This window comes from Pseudoalteromonas aquimarina (genome assembly GCF_049257255.1).
GTDB lineage: Bacteria > Pseudomonadota > Gammaproteobacteria > Enterobacterales > Alteromonadaceae > Pseudoalteromonas.
Genome location: NZ_JBMMUG010000002.1, coordinates 314,514 through 333,463, shown reverse-complemented (window position 1 = coordinate 333,463; position 18,950 = coordinate 314,514). Strand labels below are relative to the sequence as shown.

At 40.2% G+C, this 18,950-nt stretch carries 15 protein-coding genes; 12 read left to right on the top strand and 3 right to left on the bottom strand.

Annotation, left to right across the window (positions count from 1 at the left end; translation table 11 throughout):
* Positions 1-50: 50 nt before the first annotated feature.
* Both AAEU29_RS06455 and AAEU29_RS06450 read left to right on the top strand, forming a co-directional pair.
* Complete coding sequence (locus AAEU29_RS06455) at positions 51-1,442, top strand: coiled-coil domain-containing protein (protein WP_421972555.1); 1,392 nt, start codon at positions 51-53, stop codon at positions 1,440-1,442.
* 104 nt (positions 1,443-1,546) lie between these two features.
* Complete coding sequence (locus tag AAEU29_RS06450; RefSeq protein ID WP_421972554.1) at positions 1,547-2,137, top strand: YjaG family protein; 591 nt, start codon at positions 1,547-1,549, stop codon at positions 2,135-2,137.
* 16 nt (positions 2,138-2,153) lie between these two features.
* On the opposite strand, the gene rsmD is transcribed toward AAEU29_RS06450, so the two are convergent.
* A complete protein-coding gene (gene rsmD / locus AAEU29_RS06445; RefSeq protein ID WP_421972553.1) occupies positions 2,154-2,738 on the bottom strand; it encodes a 16S rRNA (guanine(966)-N(2))-methyltransferase RsmD in 585 nt (194 codons plus the stop codon).
* Between the two features lie 121 nt (positions 2,739-2,859).
* Here rsmD and ftsY point away from each other — a divergent pair, with 121 nt between their 5' ends.
* From ftsY to AAEU29_RS06415, 6 genes are all read left to right on the top strand, one after another.
* On the top strand, positions 2,860-4,725 hold the full coding sequence (ftsY, locus tag AAEU29_RS06440) for a signal recognition particle-docking protein FtsY (protein ID WP_421972552.1): 1,866 nt from the start codon (positions 2,860-2,862) through the stop codon (positions 4,723-4,725).
* A 20-nt stretch (positions 4,726-4,745) separates the two neighbouring features.
* The gene (gene ftsE, locus AAEU29_RS06435) at positions 4,746-5,423 is read left to right on the top strand and encodes a cell division ATP-binding protein FtsE (protein ID WP_274763667.1); all 678 of its coding nucleotides are present in this window, start codon (positions 4,746-4,748) and stop codon (positions 5,421-5,423) included.
* Positions 5,420-6,406 (top strand): permease-like cell division protein FtsX, encoded by a 987-nt coding sequence (ftsX, locus tag AAEU29_RS06430; protein WP_421972551.1) that lies wholly within the window; start codon positions 5,420-5,422, stop codon positions 6,404-6,406. Before ftsE ends, ftsX begins: the two co-directional genes overlap by 4 nt.
* A gap of 188 nt (positions 6,407-6,594) precedes the next feature.
* Positions 6,595-7,458 carry an RNA polymerase sigma factor RpoH gene (gene rpoH, locus AAEU29_RS06425; RefSeq protein ID WP_421972550.1) on the top strand — a complete coding sequence of 288 codons (864 nt, stop codon included), beginning with the start codon at positions 6,595-6,597 and terminating at the stop codon, positions 7,456-7,458.
* Between the two features lie 1,330 nt (positions 7,459-8,788).
* Entirely contained in the window at positions 8,789-9,226 is a 438-nt protein-coding gene (locus tag AAEU29_RS06420) for a hypothetical protein (RefSeq protein WP_421972549.1), read from the top strand.
* 115 nt (positions 9,227-9,341) lie between these two features.
* On the top strand, positions 9,342-9,803 hold the full coding sequence (locus tag AAEU29_RS06415; protein ID WP_421972548.1) for a hypothetical protein: 462 nt from the start codon (positions 9,342-9,344) through the stop codon (positions 9,801-9,803).
* A 536-nt stretch (positions 9,804-10,339) separates the two neighbouring features.
* Here AAEU29_RS06415 and rdgC read toward each other — a convergent pair.
* On the bottom strand, positions 10,340-11,251 hold the full coding sequence (gene rdgC / locus AAEU29_RS06410) for a recombination-associated protein RdgC (protein ID WP_274763654.1): 912 nt from the start codon (positions 11,249-11,251) through the stop codon (positions 10,340-10,342).
* A gap of 117 nt (positions 11,252-11,368) precedes the next feature.
* Complete coding sequence (locus AAEU29_RS06405; protein ID WP_421972547.1) at positions 11,369-13,135, bottom strand: ATP-binding protein; 1,767 nt, start codon at positions 13,133-13,135, stop codon at positions 11,369-11,371.
* Positions 13,136-13,660: 525 nt separating this feature from the next.
* Between AAEU29_RS06405 and AAEU29_RS06400 the strand changes: the two genes are divergently transcribed.
* The 4 genes from AAEU29_RS06400 to thrC all read left to right on the top strand — a co-directional run bounded on the left by AAEU29_RS06400 (position 13,661) and on the right by thrC (position 18,907).
* Positions 13,661-14,032, top strand: coding sequence for a response regulator (locus AAEU29_RS06400; RefSeq protein ID WP_421972546.1), 372 nt, complete (start codon positions 13,661-13,663; stop codon positions 14,030-14,032).
* Between the two features lie 221 nt (positions 14,033-14,253).
* Positions 14,254-16,668 carry a bifunctional aspartate kinase/homoserine dehydrogenase I gene (gene thrA / locus AAEU29_RS06395; protein ID WP_421972545.1) on the top strand — a complete coding sequence of 805 codons (2,415 nt, stop codon included), beginning with the start codon at positions 14,254-14,256 and terminating at the stop codon, positions 16,666-16,668.
* Between the two features lie 9 nt (positions 16,669-16,677).
* Positions 16,678-17,637, top strand: coding sequence for a homoserine kinase (thrB, locus tag AAEU29_RS06390; protein ID WP_421972544.1), 960 nt, complete (start codon positions 16,678-16,680; stop codon positions 17,635-17,637).
* On the top strand, positions 17,624-18,907 hold the full coding sequence (gene thrC, locus AAEU29_RS06385; RefSeq protein ID WP_421972543.1) for a threonine synthase: 1,284 nt from the start codon (positions 17,624-17,626) through the stop codon (positions 18,905-18,907). The genes thrB and thrC overlap by 14 nt, the downstream gene beginning before the upstream one ends.
* Positions 18,908-18,950: the final 43 nt, after the last annotated feature.

Genomic DNA, 18,950 nt, shown 5'->3' with positions numbered 1-18,950 from the left:
TTGGATTACATAAAGAGCAATAATAATAAGATAGCTCTAAAGGGGGATACATGGGTGAAAATAAGAGCAAGCAGTTAAATGAAGTGCTGAGTGCTTTAAACAGTTTATCGCCTAGTGATGTGTTTAATCTTGCCGCAGATAAAGTGGATGCGAGTCAAGAGAGTATTGAACAACAAGTTGCTGATGCAATTGAGTTTGAACATCCATACATTTCTGAGTTAAGTCAAAAGTTTACAACAAATATTGCACCTATTTTGCAATCGCTATTGCTGAGCGCAAGTCAGCAGGCACTTGAAAAAGGCCATCAAGCAGCGATGGTGCAACATCAAAACGACGAAGATGAACACATTCAACAGCTTGAAGCTCAACTTGCTGAAATTAAAAAGAAAGCTAGTCAGCTTGAGTCAGATAATCAGTCACTTGAAGATGCGATTTCGGTAAAAGAAGCTGAACTTGAAAAAGTGAGTGAAGAACTTAGCCGTCAATCTGAAGAACAGCACGGCGAATTCAGTGAGCAAATTAATAAGCTAACTGAGAGTTTAGAAGCTGCTGAATCTCAACTAAGTAAACAAAAAGAACAAAACGAAGCGCAGTCAAATAAGCTGAAGCAGCTAATTGAAGAGCGTAGAGCAGAGCATCAAAATCAAGATCAAAAATTAGTGGAAGTGAAAAAAGTATTCACTGATGAGATTGAGATGTTGAAGCAAGAATCTGTAAGCAAAGATGATGTGATTGCTGAGTTAAAGCAACAGCTTGATAAAGTAAGCGGCGAGTTAAACTCTGTGCATGAACAACATCAGTCATTCTCTCAAGAAGCGAATAAAGACAGCGAAACATTGCGTTCAATGCTAGAAGATAAAGAAAAGTCATTACAGCAATTTGAAAAAGAAAAAGCGCAATTAGAAAGCCAAGTTAAAGAACAAGGCGATATTGTTGGTAAGCTGGAAGAGCAAAACAAACTTCTGTCATCTGATATTGAAGAGCACAAAGCACAAGTGAGTGAGCTTTCAGAAAAACTCGCTGAAATTAGCAAAGAAAGCGAAGGCCGCTTTAATGACCTTAAGAAAGATTTAAGTCAAGAAAGCAGTGCTTTAAAAGAAAAAGTAAAAGCACAAGCTGACGCACTTTCTGAAGAAACAGCTAAAAACCAAGAGCTGCTTGAAAAGTTAACATTACTTGAAAATGCTAAGCAAGATGACCAAGATTTGATTTCGCAATTGCGTCGTCAACTTGAAGCACAAGACACTGCACTTAATAGAGAGCAAGGTCGAAATACAAGCTTACTTAGTCGTCTTGAAAAAGATACACAGCAAGCACGCGGTGCCTACGAGTCAATTCGAAGCGAAAATATTAGCTTAACCGATCGTGTTGAAGAACTTGAAGCTAAAGTGACTGAATTCAAACTGAAGTTTGAATATGCACAAAAGCAACTAAATCAGTAGTTTGAGTATTAACAAAAAAGGCGCACTTTTAAGTGCGCCTTTTTTATGTGTTTTATACAGAAACTTGCTACAATTCGGCTAATTGCAGATAAGACCTATCAAAAATGAAAAAACCTAATAATTTTCAACGTATTCGAGATCTGAACTATTTACAGCAAGCATCACTAGCCGCAGCAATGATAGAGCGTATGCTTCCTAATTATGTGCTGTTCAGTGAGGCACTTGAGTTTGGTAATGCAGCCGATTTACGCAATGTATTAAATTCACTTTGGGAAAAATTGCTAATTCCAAAAGCAAAAATAAGCCTTGAAAAACTTAATGAAAAAGTTGAATTAAATACACCTGATTTAAATGACTTTGATATGTTTGGTGTTTACCCTGCAATTGATACTTGTACAGCACTGATTACCCTTATCAATGGTATGCAACAAAAAGAAGAGGCTAACTTCGTTGATGTGTGTAAGATTTCGCAAGCAAGTGTTGCCAAATTTATTGAATATCAGCTGACAACTGAAGGTGAAGTCGCTGACAATTCAGCACTTAGAGCACACCCGTTAATGAATTACGAAATGGATGTGTTGGCTGAACTAATAGATAAAGTAGAATCATTTCAACGTATAGATAAAGATTCTGCGAAAGAGTTAAAGCAACTAGCGCTTGCTGATGGTCAAAGTAATATTGGCATTGAATGCTAGAAAATATCTGAGCTGCTTACCTTTTTAGTAAGTAGCTTGTCACTTGCCCAAAATTCTTCTCTTTTAAAATTTGCCAGTTTGAAGGCAATTCAAGATTGGTTAGCTCTTTTTCAACTTCAAGATAAATAACAGCATCGTCGGCTAATAATTGAAGTTCTTCAAGTAAACGGCATGTGCTTGAAGCAAGCTCTTTTCTAAATGGAGGATCGATAAAAACCAAATCATAGCTGCCAGTCAACTTAGGTAATACTTCTAAACAATTACCATTAAACAATTGTGTATTGTCAGCGTTTAGCAATTTGATATTTTCTGCAAGTTGACGGTGCGCAAGATTATCTAGCTCAATAAAGGTTACGTTTTCGGCATAACGAGACAATGCTTCAAAACCAAGGCCGCCAGAACCAGCGTAACAATCTAATACGTTCGCATGACTGGTATAAGGCATTAACCAGTTAAAAACAGTTTCTTTCACTCTATCAGTAGTCGGTCTTAAACCTTCTACATCTAATACTTTTAGCTTTCGAGAGCGGAACTTACCCCCAATAATTCTAATTTGACCAGAACTCATTGTTGGCTTGTTTTTGGACTTGTGTGATCTCATTACAAATTTACTTACAGAATTAGACTAAAAAACCAATATGATTTTTTTCATTCATCGGTGAAAGTGATACCATATTGGGAATTGTAGTTTATCAGAATTTTGTGATTGGTATTTAACTTAAATGGCAAAAAATAAATTTTTATCTTGGCTTGGTTTCGGTAAAAAAGACGAGCAACAGCAACAAGAAGAAGCCCGTTTAGCGGCAGAAGAACAAGCGCGATTAGAAGCGGAAGAAAAGGCACGGTTGGAAGCTGAAGCAGAAGAAAAGCGCCAAATAGAAGAAGCGACTCGCTTGGAAGCAGAGGCAGAAGCAAAGCGTCAAGCAGAAGAGGCTGCACGTTTAGAGACTGAAGCTGAAGAAAAGCGCCAGGCCGAAGAGGCGGCTCGATTAGCAGCTGAGGCGGAAGAAAAACGCCAAGCTGAGGAAGCGGCACGAATAGCTGCTGAGGCGGAAGAAAAACGCCAAGCTGAGGAAACGGCACGTTTAGAGGCTGAGGCGGAAGAAAAACGCCAAGCCGAGGAAGCAGCTCGTTTAGCCGCTGAAGCTGAGGCAAAACGTCAAGCTGAGGAAGCTGCACGAATAGCTGCTGAGGCGGAAGAAAAACGCCAAGCTGAGGAAACTGCACGTTTAGAGGCTGAGGCGGAAGAAAAACGTCAAGCTGAGCAAGCTGCACGAATAGCTGCTGAGGCGGAAGAAAAGCGTCAAGCAGAAGAAGCGCGTTTAGCAGCTGAGGCGGAAGAAAAACGCCAAGCCGAGGAAGCAGCTCGTTTAGCTGCTGAGGCGGAAGAAAAACGCCAGGCCGAAGAGGCGGCTCGATTAGCCGCTGAAGCGGAAGAAAAACGTCAAGCTGAGGAAGCAGCACGAATAGCTGCTGAGGCGGAAGAAAAACGCCAAGCTGAAGAAGCAGCACGTTTAGCAGCTGAGGCGGAAGAAAAACGCCAAGCTGAGGAAGCTGCTCGCTTAGCAGCTGAGGAAGAAGCGAAGCGTCAAGCAATCGATGCTGCTCGTATAGCAGCTGAAGCGGAAGAAAAGCGTCAAGCGGAAGAAGCTAAACAAAAAGAACCTAAATTAGGCTTTTTTGGTCGCTTAAAGAAAGGTTTACTTAAAACAAAGCAAAATATCGGTGCTGGCTTTGCTAACATTTTTAGCGGCAAAAAAATCGATGATGAATTATTTGAAGAGTTAGAAACTCAATTACTGACAGCAGATGTCGGTGTTGATACCACATTAAAGTTAATTGATAGCTTAACTGATGCAGCTGATCGTAAGCAGCTTAAAGATGGTGATGCACTTTACGGCCTGTTAAAAGAAGAAATGTCGTCAATGTTGGCAAGTGCAGATAAACCACTTGTTATTGATAATAGCGACGGCCCATTTGTTATTTTAATGGTGGGTGTAAACGGTGTTGGTAAAACCACAACTATTGGTAAACTCGCTAAGCAATTTCAAGCTGAAGGCAAATCAGTAATGTTAGCTGCGGGTGATACATTCCGTGCAGCAGCTGTAGAACAATTGCAAGTTTGGGGTGAGCGTAACGATATTCCTGTTATTGCACAACATACCGGCGCTGACAGTGCATCTGTGGTATTTGATGCGCTGCAAGCTGCAAAAGCGCGTAATGTAGATGTTTTAATTGCCGATACAGCAGGGCGCTTACAGAACAAAGATCACCTAATGCAAGAGCTTGAAAAAATCGCACGTGTAATGAAAAAGCTCGATGTAAATGCGCCACATGAAGTAATGCTTACCATTGACGCAGGTACAGGCCAAAATGCGATTAGTCAGGTGAAGTTATTTGACCAAGCTGTTGGCTTAACAGGTATCAGCTTAACTAAATTGGATGGTACTGCAAAAGGTGGTGTTATTTTTGCGGTAGCAGATCAATTTAACATTCCAATTCGCTACATTGGTGTGGGTGAAGGTATTGATGATTTACGTACCTTTAACAGTGCTGATTTTATCGAGGCACTGTTTAGCGAAGAATAAAACAAGACATAATTATAATAATGATAAAATTTGAACAGGTAAGTAAAACATACCCCGGCGGCCACAAAGCCATTGAGAAAGTAAGCTTTCACTTACAACCAGGTGAACTTGCTTTCTTAACGGGCCACAGTGGGGCAGGTAAAAGCACATTATTAAAACTGATTAGTTTGATGGAAAGGCCATCAGCTGGAGAAGTTTTTATTAATGGTGTTTGCCTCAATAAAGTGACAGCCAAACAAGTCCCATTTGTAAGGCGGGATATTGGTGTTATTTTCCAAAATCACCGCCTGCTAGACCGCTATTCAGTGTTTGATAATGTGGCTTTGCCACTTATTATTGCTGGCAGCCATCGCCGCGATATTGAAAAGCGCGTTCATGGCGCGCTTGATAAAGTTGGACTTTTAAATAAGGCACGCTGCGCACCAGAAACGCTATCGGGTGGTGAGCAACAGCGAGTAGGTATTGCCCGCGCGATTGTAAATTCGCCGCCAATTTTATTGGCCGATGAGCCTACGGGTAACTTAGACCCTGAACTTTCTGTTGAAATTTTAAAACTGTTTGAAGATTTTAATCAGCACGGCACCACAGTGTTGATTGCAACTCACGACTTAGGGCTGATTGCTCGCATGAAATATCGTAGCTTAACCTTAAAAGCCGGTAATTTAGTGGTTGATCCATTAATGGGAGATGCACTGTGAGTTTATTATTTAAAGGGCGTAAAAGTCAGGGCGAACAAATTAAGCATTCATCAATAATGGGATTGTATTTCGCCTTTATGAATACCATTCGCCAAGGGGTGCAAAGCCTTGGTGAACTTTGGCGCACACCTGTTGCATCATTGATGACAATTGCCGTGCTTGGCCTTAGTTTAACTTTACCAACCACCCTTTATGTGGTGGTTAAAAATGTGCAAAAGGTAAGCAGTGGTTTTGATAATGCTGCGGAAATTTCACTTTTCTTAAAGCAAGATATTTCAGACAAAGACTCAACCGCGCTGGTAAAACGCTTATCTCTTTACAAAGAAGTAAAAGAAGTACGTTTTATTTCAAAACAAGATGCATTAGAAGAATTTAAAGTGGCATCGGGTTTTGGTGAAGCGCTTAACTACCTTGACGAAAACCCGCTACCAAGTGTTGTGCTGGTGACGCCAAATAGTCAATTTACCAAACCGGAAGCCGCGCGAGAATTACTCGATAAATTAGAGCGTGAGCGAGATGTGGATTTTGGTAAACTCGACATTGAATGGCTTGAAAGGCTAAATGCCTTGCTCAGCCTGCTTCGAGAAAGTGTATTAACCATCGCTTTCTTACTTTTAACCTCAGTGGTACTGATTGTTGGTAACACCATTCGTTTATCCATTATGGATAAAAAACAAGAAATACAGCTTATGAAGCTTGTAGGTGCTACTAACCACTTTATACAAGCGCCATTTTTATGGACAGGCATTTGGTACGGCATTGTTGGCGGCTTTATTGCCTTTCTTGCGGTATTAATGATGTTGCTTTGGCTTGATAACGCAGTAACCCATGTTGTGGGTGTTTATAACGCCAGCTTTAATTTGCAAGGGCTTAACTTTAGCGAGTTCTTAGTACTGCTAGGATTGGCAATTAGCCTAGGTTTGTTTGGCTCGTTTTTATCGGTTAAACGCTACATTGATGCTATAGAACCAAACGAAGTTTAGCTTTGTTTGGTTTGTTGCAAAGAATATATCCATTTAAAATTGTCTATATTTCATGAGATTAGTTTTTTCTTACAAGTTTCATGGAACTTTAACTTGAATTCCTGCTCAAAACCTGTAAATTCAGATTAGCACTCTAGTTAAGAGAGTGCTAAAATTGAGAAAGTTTGTTACTCCACCTGAGGTGAAATATGACAAAAGAGATGAATGCCCTAACACTTAGTATGCCGCAAAATGCAGGTAGCATCGAAAGCTATCTACAAGCTGTAAGCACAATTCCTATGCTAAGTGCGGATGAGGAAAAGGCATTGGCAGAGAAGCTACAGGACAGTGGCGACCTTAATGCAGCAAGAGCGTTAATCATGTCACACCTTAGATTTGTTGCACATATCGCGAAGAGCTATTCGGGTTATGGTTTACCGCAGGCAGATCTTATTCAGGAAGGAAACGTTGGCCTGATGAAGGCAGTAAAACGTTTCGACCCAACTGTAGGTGTACGCTTAGTATCATTTGCTGTTCACTGGATTAAAGCAGAAATTCATGAGTATGTGCTTAAAAATTGGCGCATCGTTAAAGTTGCAACAACTAAAGCGCAACGTAAGTTATTCTTCAACCTGCGTAAAAACAAAAAGCGTTTAGGTTGGTTTAATCACGAAGAAGTGCAAACAGTTGCTAACGAATTAGGTGTATCTGAAAAAGACGTACGTGAAATGGAATCGCGTATGAGCAGTCAAGATATGGGCTTTGACTTAAATGCGGACGAAGACGAAAGCACGCCGCAGTCTCAGTTTTCACCTGTTCAATACTTAACAGATCAATCGTCAGACTTAGCTGAAACGGTTGAAGAAGAACAGTGGCAGGATAACTCAAACCAACGCCTATTCTCAGCGTTAAACACGTTAGATGAGCGTTCACAAGATATTATCCGCGCACGTTGGTTAGCAGAAGAGAAAGAAACACTGCAAGACCTAGCTGCTAAATACCAAGTATCAGCAGAGCGTGTTCGCCAGCTAGAAAAATCAGCTATGAAAAAGCTACAAAACTTAATGGCGTAATTGCTAATTACAGCCAGAGTGAGAAAAGCCGCATAAGCGGCTTTTTTTGTGGCTGGGGTTTCAACTGGTAATGAGCTTTAGGAGTCTTATACAAAGCAGCACTCATCCCTGATTTTTATCTCGCATCATCCATGATGCGCTCTTGTTCATTTTTGTTACACGACAAAAACGAACCAAAAAACGTGCCCCAAAATCAAACTGATTCTTAAAGCATAAATTAAATGTGAACATAAACGCCATGAAGCAACGCGCTAAACATCCCTGTACGCTTTCCAGCTCGAAGTCCTTTTCTCGCGTTCATAGCTAGTCGAACTTCGTTCGACTCAAGACGCTATTCACCCATGCCTACATGGCTTGCTTGACCGCTTCGCTCCTTGTCTCGCATTATTCATTTAAATTTTGCTTTCAGGTTTGATTAAAGGGGTGACGAAAGACCGACAAAAATATATGGAATATTTTTGAACAGCTTAGCTGGCCCGGAGGGTGAAAGGCAGGAAGCCTAGAATCATCTGAGCTTCGCAGCTTTAGGAAGTGAGGTCATGGATGACCGATGGAACCAAGCTTCATGGATGAATTATTAATTCATGTCCATATCATACTTAGTCGCTCTAAGGCAGCTCAGAGCGAATAGCAGTCATTAGAAAATTATTTTTCAGCACTGATTTTATGTCCAGTTGCTATGAGTTTCTCCTATATTCAGGAAAACGACCCATTTGGTCGTTTTTATCCTTTTCATTATTTCTATAATGATTAAAAGTTTATCTGTAGCAACAAGTTAGTTAGTGTGGTAGAACTGGTACAATGATAAAAATGACCCGCGGCTCGTTAGAAAAACGACCCATTGGGTAGATATTAAATTGTTATATGCCTATGAAAATTTTGTATAGATTTCTAGCTTTGATTGTATGTTTTGTCGCATTAATCCAATGGTACGGTGTTGGTGAGAGAATTATTCATGGCTTATGGCAGTGGTTTAAGTTCTATGGCTATAGTAATGACGGGCACACGACAGTTAGTGAAACCTCTTTAATAATTACGTCCATTGCTACATTTATTACGCTCATATTTTGCGGTTTATTGTATAAAGTTAGCGAAGACAAATTTACTAAATTAACGGTTAAGCTTTCTTCCTATTCATTAACAATAGGTTACTCTTCGCTAATTGTTTTACTAATAAGCCCTCTAGGTTTTTTAGTGCAGAGATAGCGGCATATAACAAGTCAATCAAGTGAGCGACAAAAATCAATTGGCTTGTCGCTCGTTCCTCGCTAAAGTATAACCAATTGATTTTATGCCTCTTATTGAGGCGTTATATGCTCAAGGAAGAATTGTGAATAAATTTCTAGTTTCTTTTTTAGTTTTACTACCGCTATTTGCACAAGCGAATACAGATTTTTGTGAGGATCATACTCCAAGAACTACAGTAACTCATGGTGGTGAAAAGTATGGTCTTATTGTTCCGGGGAGCAAAATAAAAAAGGCAGGCTCTTGGTCACCTAAAAAAATGGTTTCTCCACCATTAGCAACTTATAAAGCTTATTCTTTAGTTGAAGATTGGGCTGTCGATAATTTGCCTAAATTCGATGGCATCGAAATTAGAAGTGTAGAATTAGTTAAGTATCATTGTCTGGCTGGCTTTTCTAAAGAAGAGTATTGGTATTACGTTGTTGAGTACGATCCTTTACTTGATGGCAACAAAATGTATGGTTCAAAAAATTTCGTTGCTGTTTTAATGTCGGGCGAGGTTATTGGTGTTAAGAGCATATAACAAGTCAATTATGTGTGGGACGTCTAAAGCTTGGCTGACGCTCATTCTTCGCTAATTTTAGCCAAGCTTTTTACGCCCCATATTGAGGCGTTATATTGCTTTGTAAGGTCAAGCGTTGAATAAAAAAGAAAGCAAGGAAAGTGGTATCTTATATGCGGTGTTCATTACCGTGCTGTTGTATTTCTTTTTTAAAATTACTTTGATCTTCTCAATAGTATCAGGCAGAGATTTCACTTGTTTAAGCTCTATTTGGAGTAACTCCTATACTGTAATAACTCCTTTCTCTGCATTTTTTATTGTGGCGATATTTAGCTGCATTTGGTTTTTTTATTGCGGGATAAAGTACAAACAAAAAGCAGGTAAATCTGTATATCTACTGTTAGCTGTCGGAGCTGTGTTCTATTACTTTTGGTTCAAAGGTTTTTACGGCCTCTGGCAACTAATGAACTACGAGCAAAAGGAAATTACATTACAAGAGTTTTTTGAAAAAACAGGTGGTACAGAAAGGTTAAAGCTGTATGGTAGCGGCGCTAATCAAAATGTATTGTGTAAATCGCAATATAACAAAGCAAATTAAAAGTGCGGACAAAAAACAGCGGGCTTTGTTCGTACCTCACAAATTATAGCCCACTATTTTTAGCCGTTTATTTGCGGCGTTACGAATGACCGCTTCTGGCACTAACCTGTCATTAAGCTAGGTGTTAAGGTTTACTCCCTCACCCATTAATCAAACTTGAAAATACAATTTAAATGAATAATGCGAGACAGGGAGCGAAGCGGTCGAGCAAGCCATGTACAACAGGGACGTTGCTTCATGGCGTTTATGTTCATATTTAAATTGTATTTGAGGAATCAGTTTGATTTTTGGGGCACGTTTTTTGGTTCGTTTTTGTCGTGTAACAAAAATGAACAAGAGGGGGCAGTTGCGCAATGTATAGTTTTGTAAGTTTAAAGTTGATAGTACGACAAACCAGCTTTAATTTTATTTATAAGCTGAGATTAAACTTTTAAGTCTAAAAGTACGTTTTCAAAATAGATAAATCAGAAACTTTAACCATAAAAAAGCCGCGTTTGCGGCTTTTTGAATATTTAGCGTCGGTTACACAGATAGCCTTAAATTGTATCTTCAGGTTCGCCTAGCGCAGTAATTAGCGCTTCTAGCATTTGCTTAATTTCATCGCTTGAAAGCATAAAATCAGCATCTAACTTAACTGCCATATCTTCTTTTGGAATGTCAGCGTTTTCTTCTTTTAACAGCTCTGCGTAGTTAACACGTTTAATAGAGCCGTCTTCTTGCAGTACAAAGCGAATGCGTTCCATCCAATCAAGAGCGAGTTTTGTTACCACTTTACCGTTGTCTAAGTGGCTCTTAACTTCGTCTGAGGCTAGGTCGTGCTGCTTAAGCACTACTTTTGCGCCGTTTTCTTCTGGTTCAACAAGCTCTGCGTCAAGGCCAATTGTAAATTGCTCTGGTGCTGCATCTTTTGCTAACCAATTTGTTAAAAATAGACCTAAATCGTAATTAACAAATGCAGGTACTACAGGTAGTGAACCGAGTGATTTACGAAGCAGTGCAAGTAGCTCTTCTGCTTTATTAAAGCTTGCGCTATTAACTACCATCCAGCCTTTTTCTAGGTCGATAAAAGCAAATTGTAAGCTTGATTTTTTAAACGCCTGAGGCAATAACGAGTGAATTAAGTTTTCTTTTAATTCGTCTTTTTCTTTTTTCTTAACAGGGCGGTTTTCGCTGTTTTCAATTTGCTCTACTTTTTCAGCTAGAAGGTCATTGATCACAGCTGGAGGAAGTACTTTTTCTTCACGTTTAGCGCACAGTAGAATGCTCTTTTTGCTAAAATGTGACAGCATTTGACCATGTTTGCCTAACGCTTTAGTCCAGCCAAAGGTGCTTAAATCTTGGCTGCCACATGGGCGAAACTTATCTTGTTCGAGTGCTTTTTCAAATTCGTCTTGGTTGTAATCAACTTCTTGTTTAAAGCGATAACAAATTAGGTTACTAAACCACATGAAAGGATCCTTGAAACTGAATTGGTAGTACCAATTTCTCTTATAAATTCAGCTAAGCCTAACAGGGTTACCAACAATAAAAAAGCGCCTTTCGGCGCTTCTTTTCTATTTGTACATTTAATCAACCAAAGGTGATGAGTCAGGGCTTGGCATATCCTTAGGGAAAGTGATTTTATAGCATAAACCTTTACCAGGCTCGCTGGTTGCAGTGATGTCACCTGCAAGGGTTTGCTTCACTAAGTTAAAGGTAATATGCGTACCAAGGCCGCTGCCGCCTTGCTCGCGACGTGTGGTATAGAATGGGTCAAATAGGTTTTCTAGTTGTTCAGCTTCAACACCACGACCGTTATCTTTGAAGGTTATTGATACTTCGCCATCTTGCTCTTGGATATTGATGTCGATAGTGCCTGCATTAATGCCTTCAAAACCATGAATAAGCGAGTTCATAATCAGGTTGGTAAAAATCTGACTGATTGCGCCAGCTGGCAAGTTGAGCAATAGGTCTTCAGGACAATGAATATTAATTTTGTGCATTGTCTTTTTAAGCTTTGGATGCAGTGAGCGAATAATTTCATTCAAATATTCTTTTAAGTTAATTTGACGAACAGCTTCACTCGCTTGGTCAACCGCAATTTGTTTAAAGCTAGCAACAAGCTCTGATGCGCGCTCTAAGTTAGTGGTTAACAGTGCCGTGCTTTGTTTTGCATCGGCAATAAACTCTTCAAGCGCTTTAGGCGATAGGGTTTTTTCTTGATATGCAGCTTCAACTTGAGCAAGGCGCTCTTGCAGGAAAGAGGTTGCAGTTACACCAATACCCACAGGTGTGTTGATATCGTGAGTAATACCCGCTACTAAGCCGCCCAATGCCGCCATTTTTTCAGAGCCAACTAAGCGCTCCTGCGCCATGTTTAATTCATCTACATACTTAGTAAGTTCATCTTGCTTAGACAGTAACTCATCTTCGGTCATTTTACGGCGATCGACTTCTTCGGTAAGAACCAGTTTTTGTTTTTCTAGTTCGTACTTTTGCTGCTGTAAATCCATCATAGCTTGGCTTAAATTTGAGGTTTTACGTGCAACTTCTTGCTCTAAAAGCAGATTTTGTTGGTCGAGCTTTTCATTGGTATGTACTAATTGCTTTTGCGTAGACTCTAATTGGTCTTTATAACTTACAACTTTATCAATTAGCTTGTTGAAAGAGTGCTCCATGATTTTTAATTCGTTGTGCTCGGTGGTTTCAATGCTAACGCGAGCACCTTCTAAATTATCAAGCTCTAACTCTTCAATTTGTTGGGTTAAATCGGTTAATGGCTCAGTAAGTAAACGTCTAAAGGCCATTAAAAACAAAATAATTAAGAAAGTGGTTTTGATTAAGGCATTACCTACTAAAAAGTAAAGCGAAACCATAATGCGGCTAAACACCACTTCGCGGCTTGAAAATAGTGTTACGTCACCAACTTGGGTAGCACGACCAGAAAATTCAAATACCAGCGGGAAGGTATAACCAAATAAACCAGACGTCGTATGCTGTACTAGCACCGCCTCTTGCACTAACTGCGATTCATAGCGCTCAACAATATCGATAGATTGACCAATCTGCGAAATAATTTCACCGTTATCATCGCGCACAATGACCCCTTCGATAGAGGGGATTGCCAATAAACCCTCGGCAATGGTACGTGTTTGTTGGGTGTTTAACTCCCAAATAGCGCGCGTTAAACTACCTGAAAAGGTTTTTTGTAACGTGGAGAGTTCGTTTTGAATGTGATCTTTAGAATTGTGATATTCAGCGATTACTTGACCGCAAGTTACGATAAACGTAAGTACAAAATAAACTGAGAGTACGCTGGTTAACAAGCGTTTAGAAAGACTTTTGCTTAACATTGAATTAACCAGATCCTCATTATTGTAATTTTTTTCATGCACGACATTAAAGTTAGCTAATTTTAGCTTAAAAATAAATACGAAAGTGGTTAAATAAATTGAATAAATAAAAGCTTAGTTCATTTTTCCACGCTGTTCTCGATAATTTCATAATTTTTTGTCTGTAATACTTTGTATCAGAGCATGATGATCTTTGCTGTCTGTTTCTGCAGCTGTTTGTTTGGCATTTAGACAAGGCAGAGTGATTGTAGTGTAGTTATTCTACATAAATGAACGATAAAGCAGTATAAATGCCAAACAAGCACTGCCTAACAGGTTCAGCCCAAAGCGTTTTGTTCTTTGTTGTTGCTTCTTGACTTAGCCCACTAGGCCTGCAAAGCAACGCCGCGATCAAAATGCTTTGGATTTGAACAGAATTTAGACCACAAAGATCAACATGCTCTGGAAACTAGCTCGCATAATTGTTGCAATTACAGCGTTTACTCATATTATGACTATTATTGCAGTTTTATTTGGTTTTATGTTTTGACTAGTGCATTTCCGGTACTTGTGTGCGATGACTCGCTTATAGCGCGAAAACAAGTAGTCCGTTTTTTTAAAAGTCACGATGACTTTGTTGTCAGCCAAGCCCAAAATGGACAAGAGGCATTAGATTTATTGCGCCAGCAAGAATTTGGTTTGTTGTGCCTCGACCTCACTATGCCTGTAATGGACGGCCTTGGGGTGTTAGCTAATTTAAAAGCTGAGAATATCCATCTACATACGGTCATTATATCGGCCGATATCCAACCTGAAATGAAGCAGCGAGTTGCTGACTATGGAGTGCTAGGTTTTATTGAAAAACCATTTAAAGATGAAGCGTTTTCATCTCTTTTGCATAAATTTGGCATTCGTTGATTTATTATAGAGCTAAATGGAATAAATTATCTTTTTTAATAGTTGACATTACTTTTGTGATTCGGCAGTCTAGTCCCCATGAAACAGATTAATTTAGTACTTACCACGATTATTACAACCATTATCCTAACTGGATAGTGGCATAGGTCTGTACGCAAAATTTAAAGGCCTGTGCTCACTAAGAGCACAGGCCTTTTTCGTTTTTGGAATGGGGAAAAAGAATGAAAGTATTAAAGTTTGGTGGATCTTCACTTGCCGACTTTGCCTGTTTAAAGCAGGTAGCTGAGCTTGCCAAAGGTCAGCTTGAAGACCAAATGCTGTTAGTGTTATCTGCACCAGGTGGTATGACTGACAGCCTTGTTGAGCTCTCTGAACTTGCTGAAAAAGGGCAAGATTATGCAGCTGCATGGCAAGCACTCGTTACACGTAGTGAAGGCCTTAAAGCACAGGTATCAGAGGTTGCAGCTGTAACAAATTGGCCTAATTTTGATGAGTTAAAGCAAAAGCTTGATGGTGTTGCGTTAATCGGGCATTGCCCATCGCAAGTAAAAGCGTATGTAATCAGTTTTGGTGAGCGCGTTAGTGTATCGCTGATGCAAGCGTTGTTAAATGAATTATCGCCTGTCTACCTTGAAGCCACTAAGTGCATTGCGTCAAACAACAACTATTTAGATGCAGAAGTTGATTTAACACAGTCAAAACAGCAATTTGCAAAACAATTAGCAGAGCAGCCAAGCAAGGTTTATATTATGCCGGGCTTTACTGCCGCAAGCGAGCAAGGTGAGTTAACAACCCTTGGTCGTAATGGCTCTGATTACTCAGCAGCGATAGCCGCAGCCTGTGTTGATGCTAAAATCTGCCAAATTTGGACAGATGTAGACGGTGTTTATAGCGCCGACCCGCGTTATATCAAATCAGCAATGAAAATTGATAGCTTAAGCTACAAAGAAGCCATGGAGCTTTCATACTTTGGCGCTAAAGTACTTCACCCTAAAACAATTCTTCCTTGTGCTAAATATGGCGTGCCATGTGAGATTAAAAATACTCATGACCCTGATGTGCCTGGCTCGCTTATCAGTGCGCAGTCAAGCTCTAACGGTGAGCCTGTAAAAGCGCTCTCGAGCTTACAAGATCTTGCAATGATCACAGTGTCTGGCCCAGGCATGAAAGGCAAAGTGGGTATGGCATCGCGCGTATTTAGCGCATTAGCGCAAGATGAAATCTCAATTGTGTTAATTACACAGTCATCGTGCGAATTCAGCATCAGCTTTTGTGTTTATCAAGCTGATTTAGCTAAAGCCACAAACGCTCTTGAGCAAGCGTTCTCGTTAGAAGCCCAAGCAGGCCTGATAGAACCATTCCAAATCGAACAAAATTTAGCAATAGTGACTTTAGTTGGCGACAACATGAAAGCCCATAAAGGCCTTGCTGCTAAGTTCTTTGCATCACTTGCTCAAGCACAAGTTAACATTGTTGCGATTGCGCAAGACTCGACAGAAAGCGCGATTTCAGCGGTAATTGATGGTCAATCTTGTAATGATGCAGTGAAAGTATGTCATGAAAACTTCTTTACTCATGTGCCTTCTATAGATGTATTTTTACTCGGCTGTGGTTTAGTGGGTAAAGAGCTGGTTAGCCAGCTACAACGCCAGCAAGAATGGCTGAAAAAACGTAATATCAAACTGAATCTGTATGGCGTTGCAAACTCGCGTCAAATGCTACTTGATAGTGACGGTGTAGATTTTGAAAACTGGCAAATGCAACTTGCCGATTCACAGCAGAGCTTTGATTTAAAAGCGGTTGAGCAATTTGTCAAAGAAAACCATTTAATTAACCCTGTGCTTGTTGATTGTTCATCATCACAGTTCTTAGCAGAGCAGTATTTAGACTTTATTAATGCAGGTTTCCACGTGGTAGCGGCTAATAAAAAAGCAAATACGAGCTCGCAGGCATATTACCAATCGCTGGTATCTGCCACACAAAAAACAGGTCGTAAATTTTTATACGAAACAAACGTAGGTGCTGGCTTACCAGTGCTTGATAACTTGCAGCTGCTGTTTGGTGCAGGTGATAAATTACTTAGCTTTAACGGTATTCTAAGCGGTTCACTGTCGTATATGTTTGGTGTAGTTGAAGATGGCTTAAGTTTAAGCGCAGCAACTAAACAAGCAAAAGAGAATGGTTTTACAGAGCCTGATCCGCGAGATGATTTATCCGGTATGGATGTAGCACGTAAGTTACTTATTATTGCCCGTGAATCTGGATTACAGCTTGAGCTTGATGATATAGACGTTGAACCTGTGGTATCACCAAAATTTGCTGAAGGGTCAAGTGTTGATGAGTTTATGGCACGACTACCTGAACTTGATGCTGAGTTTACAGCGCGTGTTGAATCAGCAAAAGCGGATGGCAAAGTACTGCGTTATGTTGGTTCAATCGAAGATGGCAAATGTAAAGTAGGTATTCAAGCTGTAAGCAAAGAAGATGCGCTTAACAGTGTTCGTGATGGTGAAAATGCACTGGCAATCTTAAGCCAATACTATCAGCCAAAACCATTTGTCATTCGTGGTTATGGCGCAGGTGCAGAAGTAACTGCGGCAGGCGTATTTGCCGACATTTTAAAAACACTGCCGTAGGAGAGGGTGATGATTGAAGTTTATGCACCCGCATCCAGTGGTAATTTTGCCGTTGGTTTTGACTTACTTGGCGCAGCACTTGCGCCAGTAAGTGGCGCGCTACTTGGTGATATTGTTGCAATTGGTGCAAGCGATTCAGGCCAAGACGAATTTGTATGTAGTGGAAAATACGCTGAAAAACTGGCTGGTCCTAAAGAGGATAACCTTGCTTATCAGTGTTTAGTGCATTTCCGTGAGCGTGTTTCAAGTGATATGCCAGCATGTAAACTGGAATTAAAGAAAAACTTGCCGGTTGGTTCTGGCTTAGGTTCAAGTGCGTGCTCTGTGGTTGCTGCATTTGCAGCACTTGATAAGTTTGCTAATACCAACCTTTCACAAAAACAGTTATTGGCATTAATGGCTGATTTTGAAGAAAAAGTCAGTGGTGGTCGCCACTACGATAACATTGCACCTTGTTATTTAGGTGGTTTGCAATTGTGCGGTGATTTAGTGCCAAATAATTCACTGGCGTTACCAACAGATGAAAATTGGCAATTAGTTGTTGCCTACCCAGGCTTTGCACTGAATACCGCAAAAGCACGCGCTGTGCTGCCAAAAGAAGTCAGCATGCACACTAGCATTAATTATGGTCAGCGTTTAAGCGCGTTTACCGCATTATGTTTTAGCGGGCAATTTGATAGCGCAATAGCCCTGATGAAAGACGAACTTGCTGAGCCATATCGCCAATCTCTGATTGCAGGCTTTAGCGAAGCCAAGGCGGCATTACCAGAATTAGGTGCAGAAGTGGTTGCCATTTCTGGCGCAGGTCCAACGCTTTTGGCTTTAACAAAAAGTGAAGCGCAAGCACAAGCGATAGACGCTTGGTTAAAAGAAAATTATTTGAATGAAAACGGTTTTAGCCACATTTGTAAAATAGATAACCGTGGCACACGTGTACTAGAAAAAGGAGAAAGTGATGTTATTGCATAATCTAAAAGACGCCGAGCAGAAGGTATCGTTTGTAGAGGCGGTAAAAGTAGGATTAGGCAACAATCAAGGTGTCTTTTTCCCAAATAGCCTTGTGCCGCTAAGCAATGTTGATGAATTACTTGAGCTTGATTTTGTCGCGCGTAGTAGCAAAATTTTATCGCATTTAATTGGTGATGAACTACCAGAAAGTACCGTACAGCAAATGGTACAAAATGCCTTTAACTTTCCAGCTGAACTGGTAAAAGTTGAAGATAATGTTTACTGCCTTGAGCTGTTTCATGGTCCAACGCTCGCATTTAAAGACTTTGGTGGCCGTTTTATGGCGGAGTGCTTGTCGGTATTTAATGAAGGCAATAAAACCACGATTTTAACAGCAACAAGTGGTGACACAGGTGCTGCTGTGGCACATGCGTTTTACGGCAAAAAAGACATTGATGTGGTGATTTTATACCCGAAAGGTAAAATTTCATTAGCTCAGCAAAAGCTGTTCACAACGCTAGGCAATAACATTCATTGTTACGCAGTAGATGGCAGCTTTGATGACTGCCAAGCGATGGTTAAACAAGCGTTTTTAGATGATGAAGTGAAACAGCGCTTGGGCTTAAACTCAGCAAACTCAATCAATATTAGCCGTTTACTTGCGCAAGTTTGTTACTACTTTGAAGCGGTGGCGAAATTACCTAAAGCAGAGCGCGCAAAAGCACATATTTCGGTGCCAAGTGGTAACTTTGGTAATGTGTGTGCTGCAATGATTGCCGCAAGTTTAGGTTTACCAGTGGCTAAACTTTCTGCAACGACAAATCAAAATGATACTGTGCCGCGCTATTTGGCATCAAAAGAATGGACGCCAAATGCAACACTAGAATCGCTATCAAATGCGATGGACGTAAGTAAACCAAATAACTGGCCACGAGTGCAGTTTATGCTAGATAACAACTGGTTTAGTTACGATAACTTTTATTCGCACAGTGTAGATGAAGCAGAAACGAAAGCGGTAATGCATGATGTTTATGCTAAAGGTTACTTAGCTGAGCCGCATACGGCAATTGCTTACCAAGGCTTAAAACAAGATTTAGCTGCCGATGGTGTTGGCATCTTTTTATCAACCGCTCACCCAGCTAAATTTAAAGAGTCAGTTGAAGAAATTCTTTCGATTGAATTAGATATGCCAAAACCACTTGCTGATGCACTAGCAAAACAGTGTTTAGCAGAAGACCTAGTTAATGACTATCAAGTGCTTCGTGAAAACATTTTGGCAAAACTAGCTTAATCCTTTTAAATCTGTTGATTGAAATACCCAGCCGCTACAAGTT

Coding starts and splice junctions, on each gene's coding strand:
- thrC (WP_421972543.1), top strand. CDS start 17,624: ATGTTATTGCATAATCTAAAAGACGCCGAGCAGAAGGTATCGTTTGTA.
- rpoH (WP_421972550.1), top strand. CDS start 6,595: ATGACAAAAGAGATGAATGCCCTAACACTTAGTATGCCGCAAAATGCA.
- rsmD (WP_421972553.1), bottom strand. CDS start 2,738: ATGAGATCACACAAGTCCAAAAACAAGCCAACAATGAGTTCTGGTCAA.
- thrA (WP_421972545.1), top strand. CDS start 14,254: ATGAAAGTATTAAAGTTTGGTGGATCTTCACTTGCCGACTTTGCCTGT.
- thrB (WP_421972544.1), top strand. CDS start 16,678: ATGATTGAAGTTTATGCACCCGCATCCAGTGGTAATTTTGCCGTTGGT.
- rdgC (WP_274763654.1), bottom strand. CDS start 11,251: ATGTGGTTTAGTAACCTAATTTGTTATCGCTTTAAACAAGAAGTTGAT.
- ftsY (WP_421972552.1), top strand. CDS start 2,860: ATGGCAAAAAATAAATTTTTATCTTGGCTTGGTTTCGGTAAAAAAGAC.
- AAEU29_RS06450 (WP_421972554.1), top strand. CDS start 1,547: ATGAAAAAACCTAATAATTTTCAACGTATTCGAGATCTGAACTATTTA.
- AAEU29_RS06455 (WP_421972555.1), top strand. CDS start 51: ATGGGTGAAAATAAGAGCAAGCAGTTAAATGAAGTGCTGAGTGCTTTA.
- ftsE (WP_274763667.1), top strand. CDS start 4,746: ATGATAAAATTTGAACAGGTAAGTAAAACATACCCCGGCGGCCACAAA.
- AAEU29_RS06405 (WP_421972547.1), bottom strand. CDS start 13,135: ATGTTAAGCAAAAGTCTTTCTAAACGCTTGTTAACCAGCGTACTCTCA.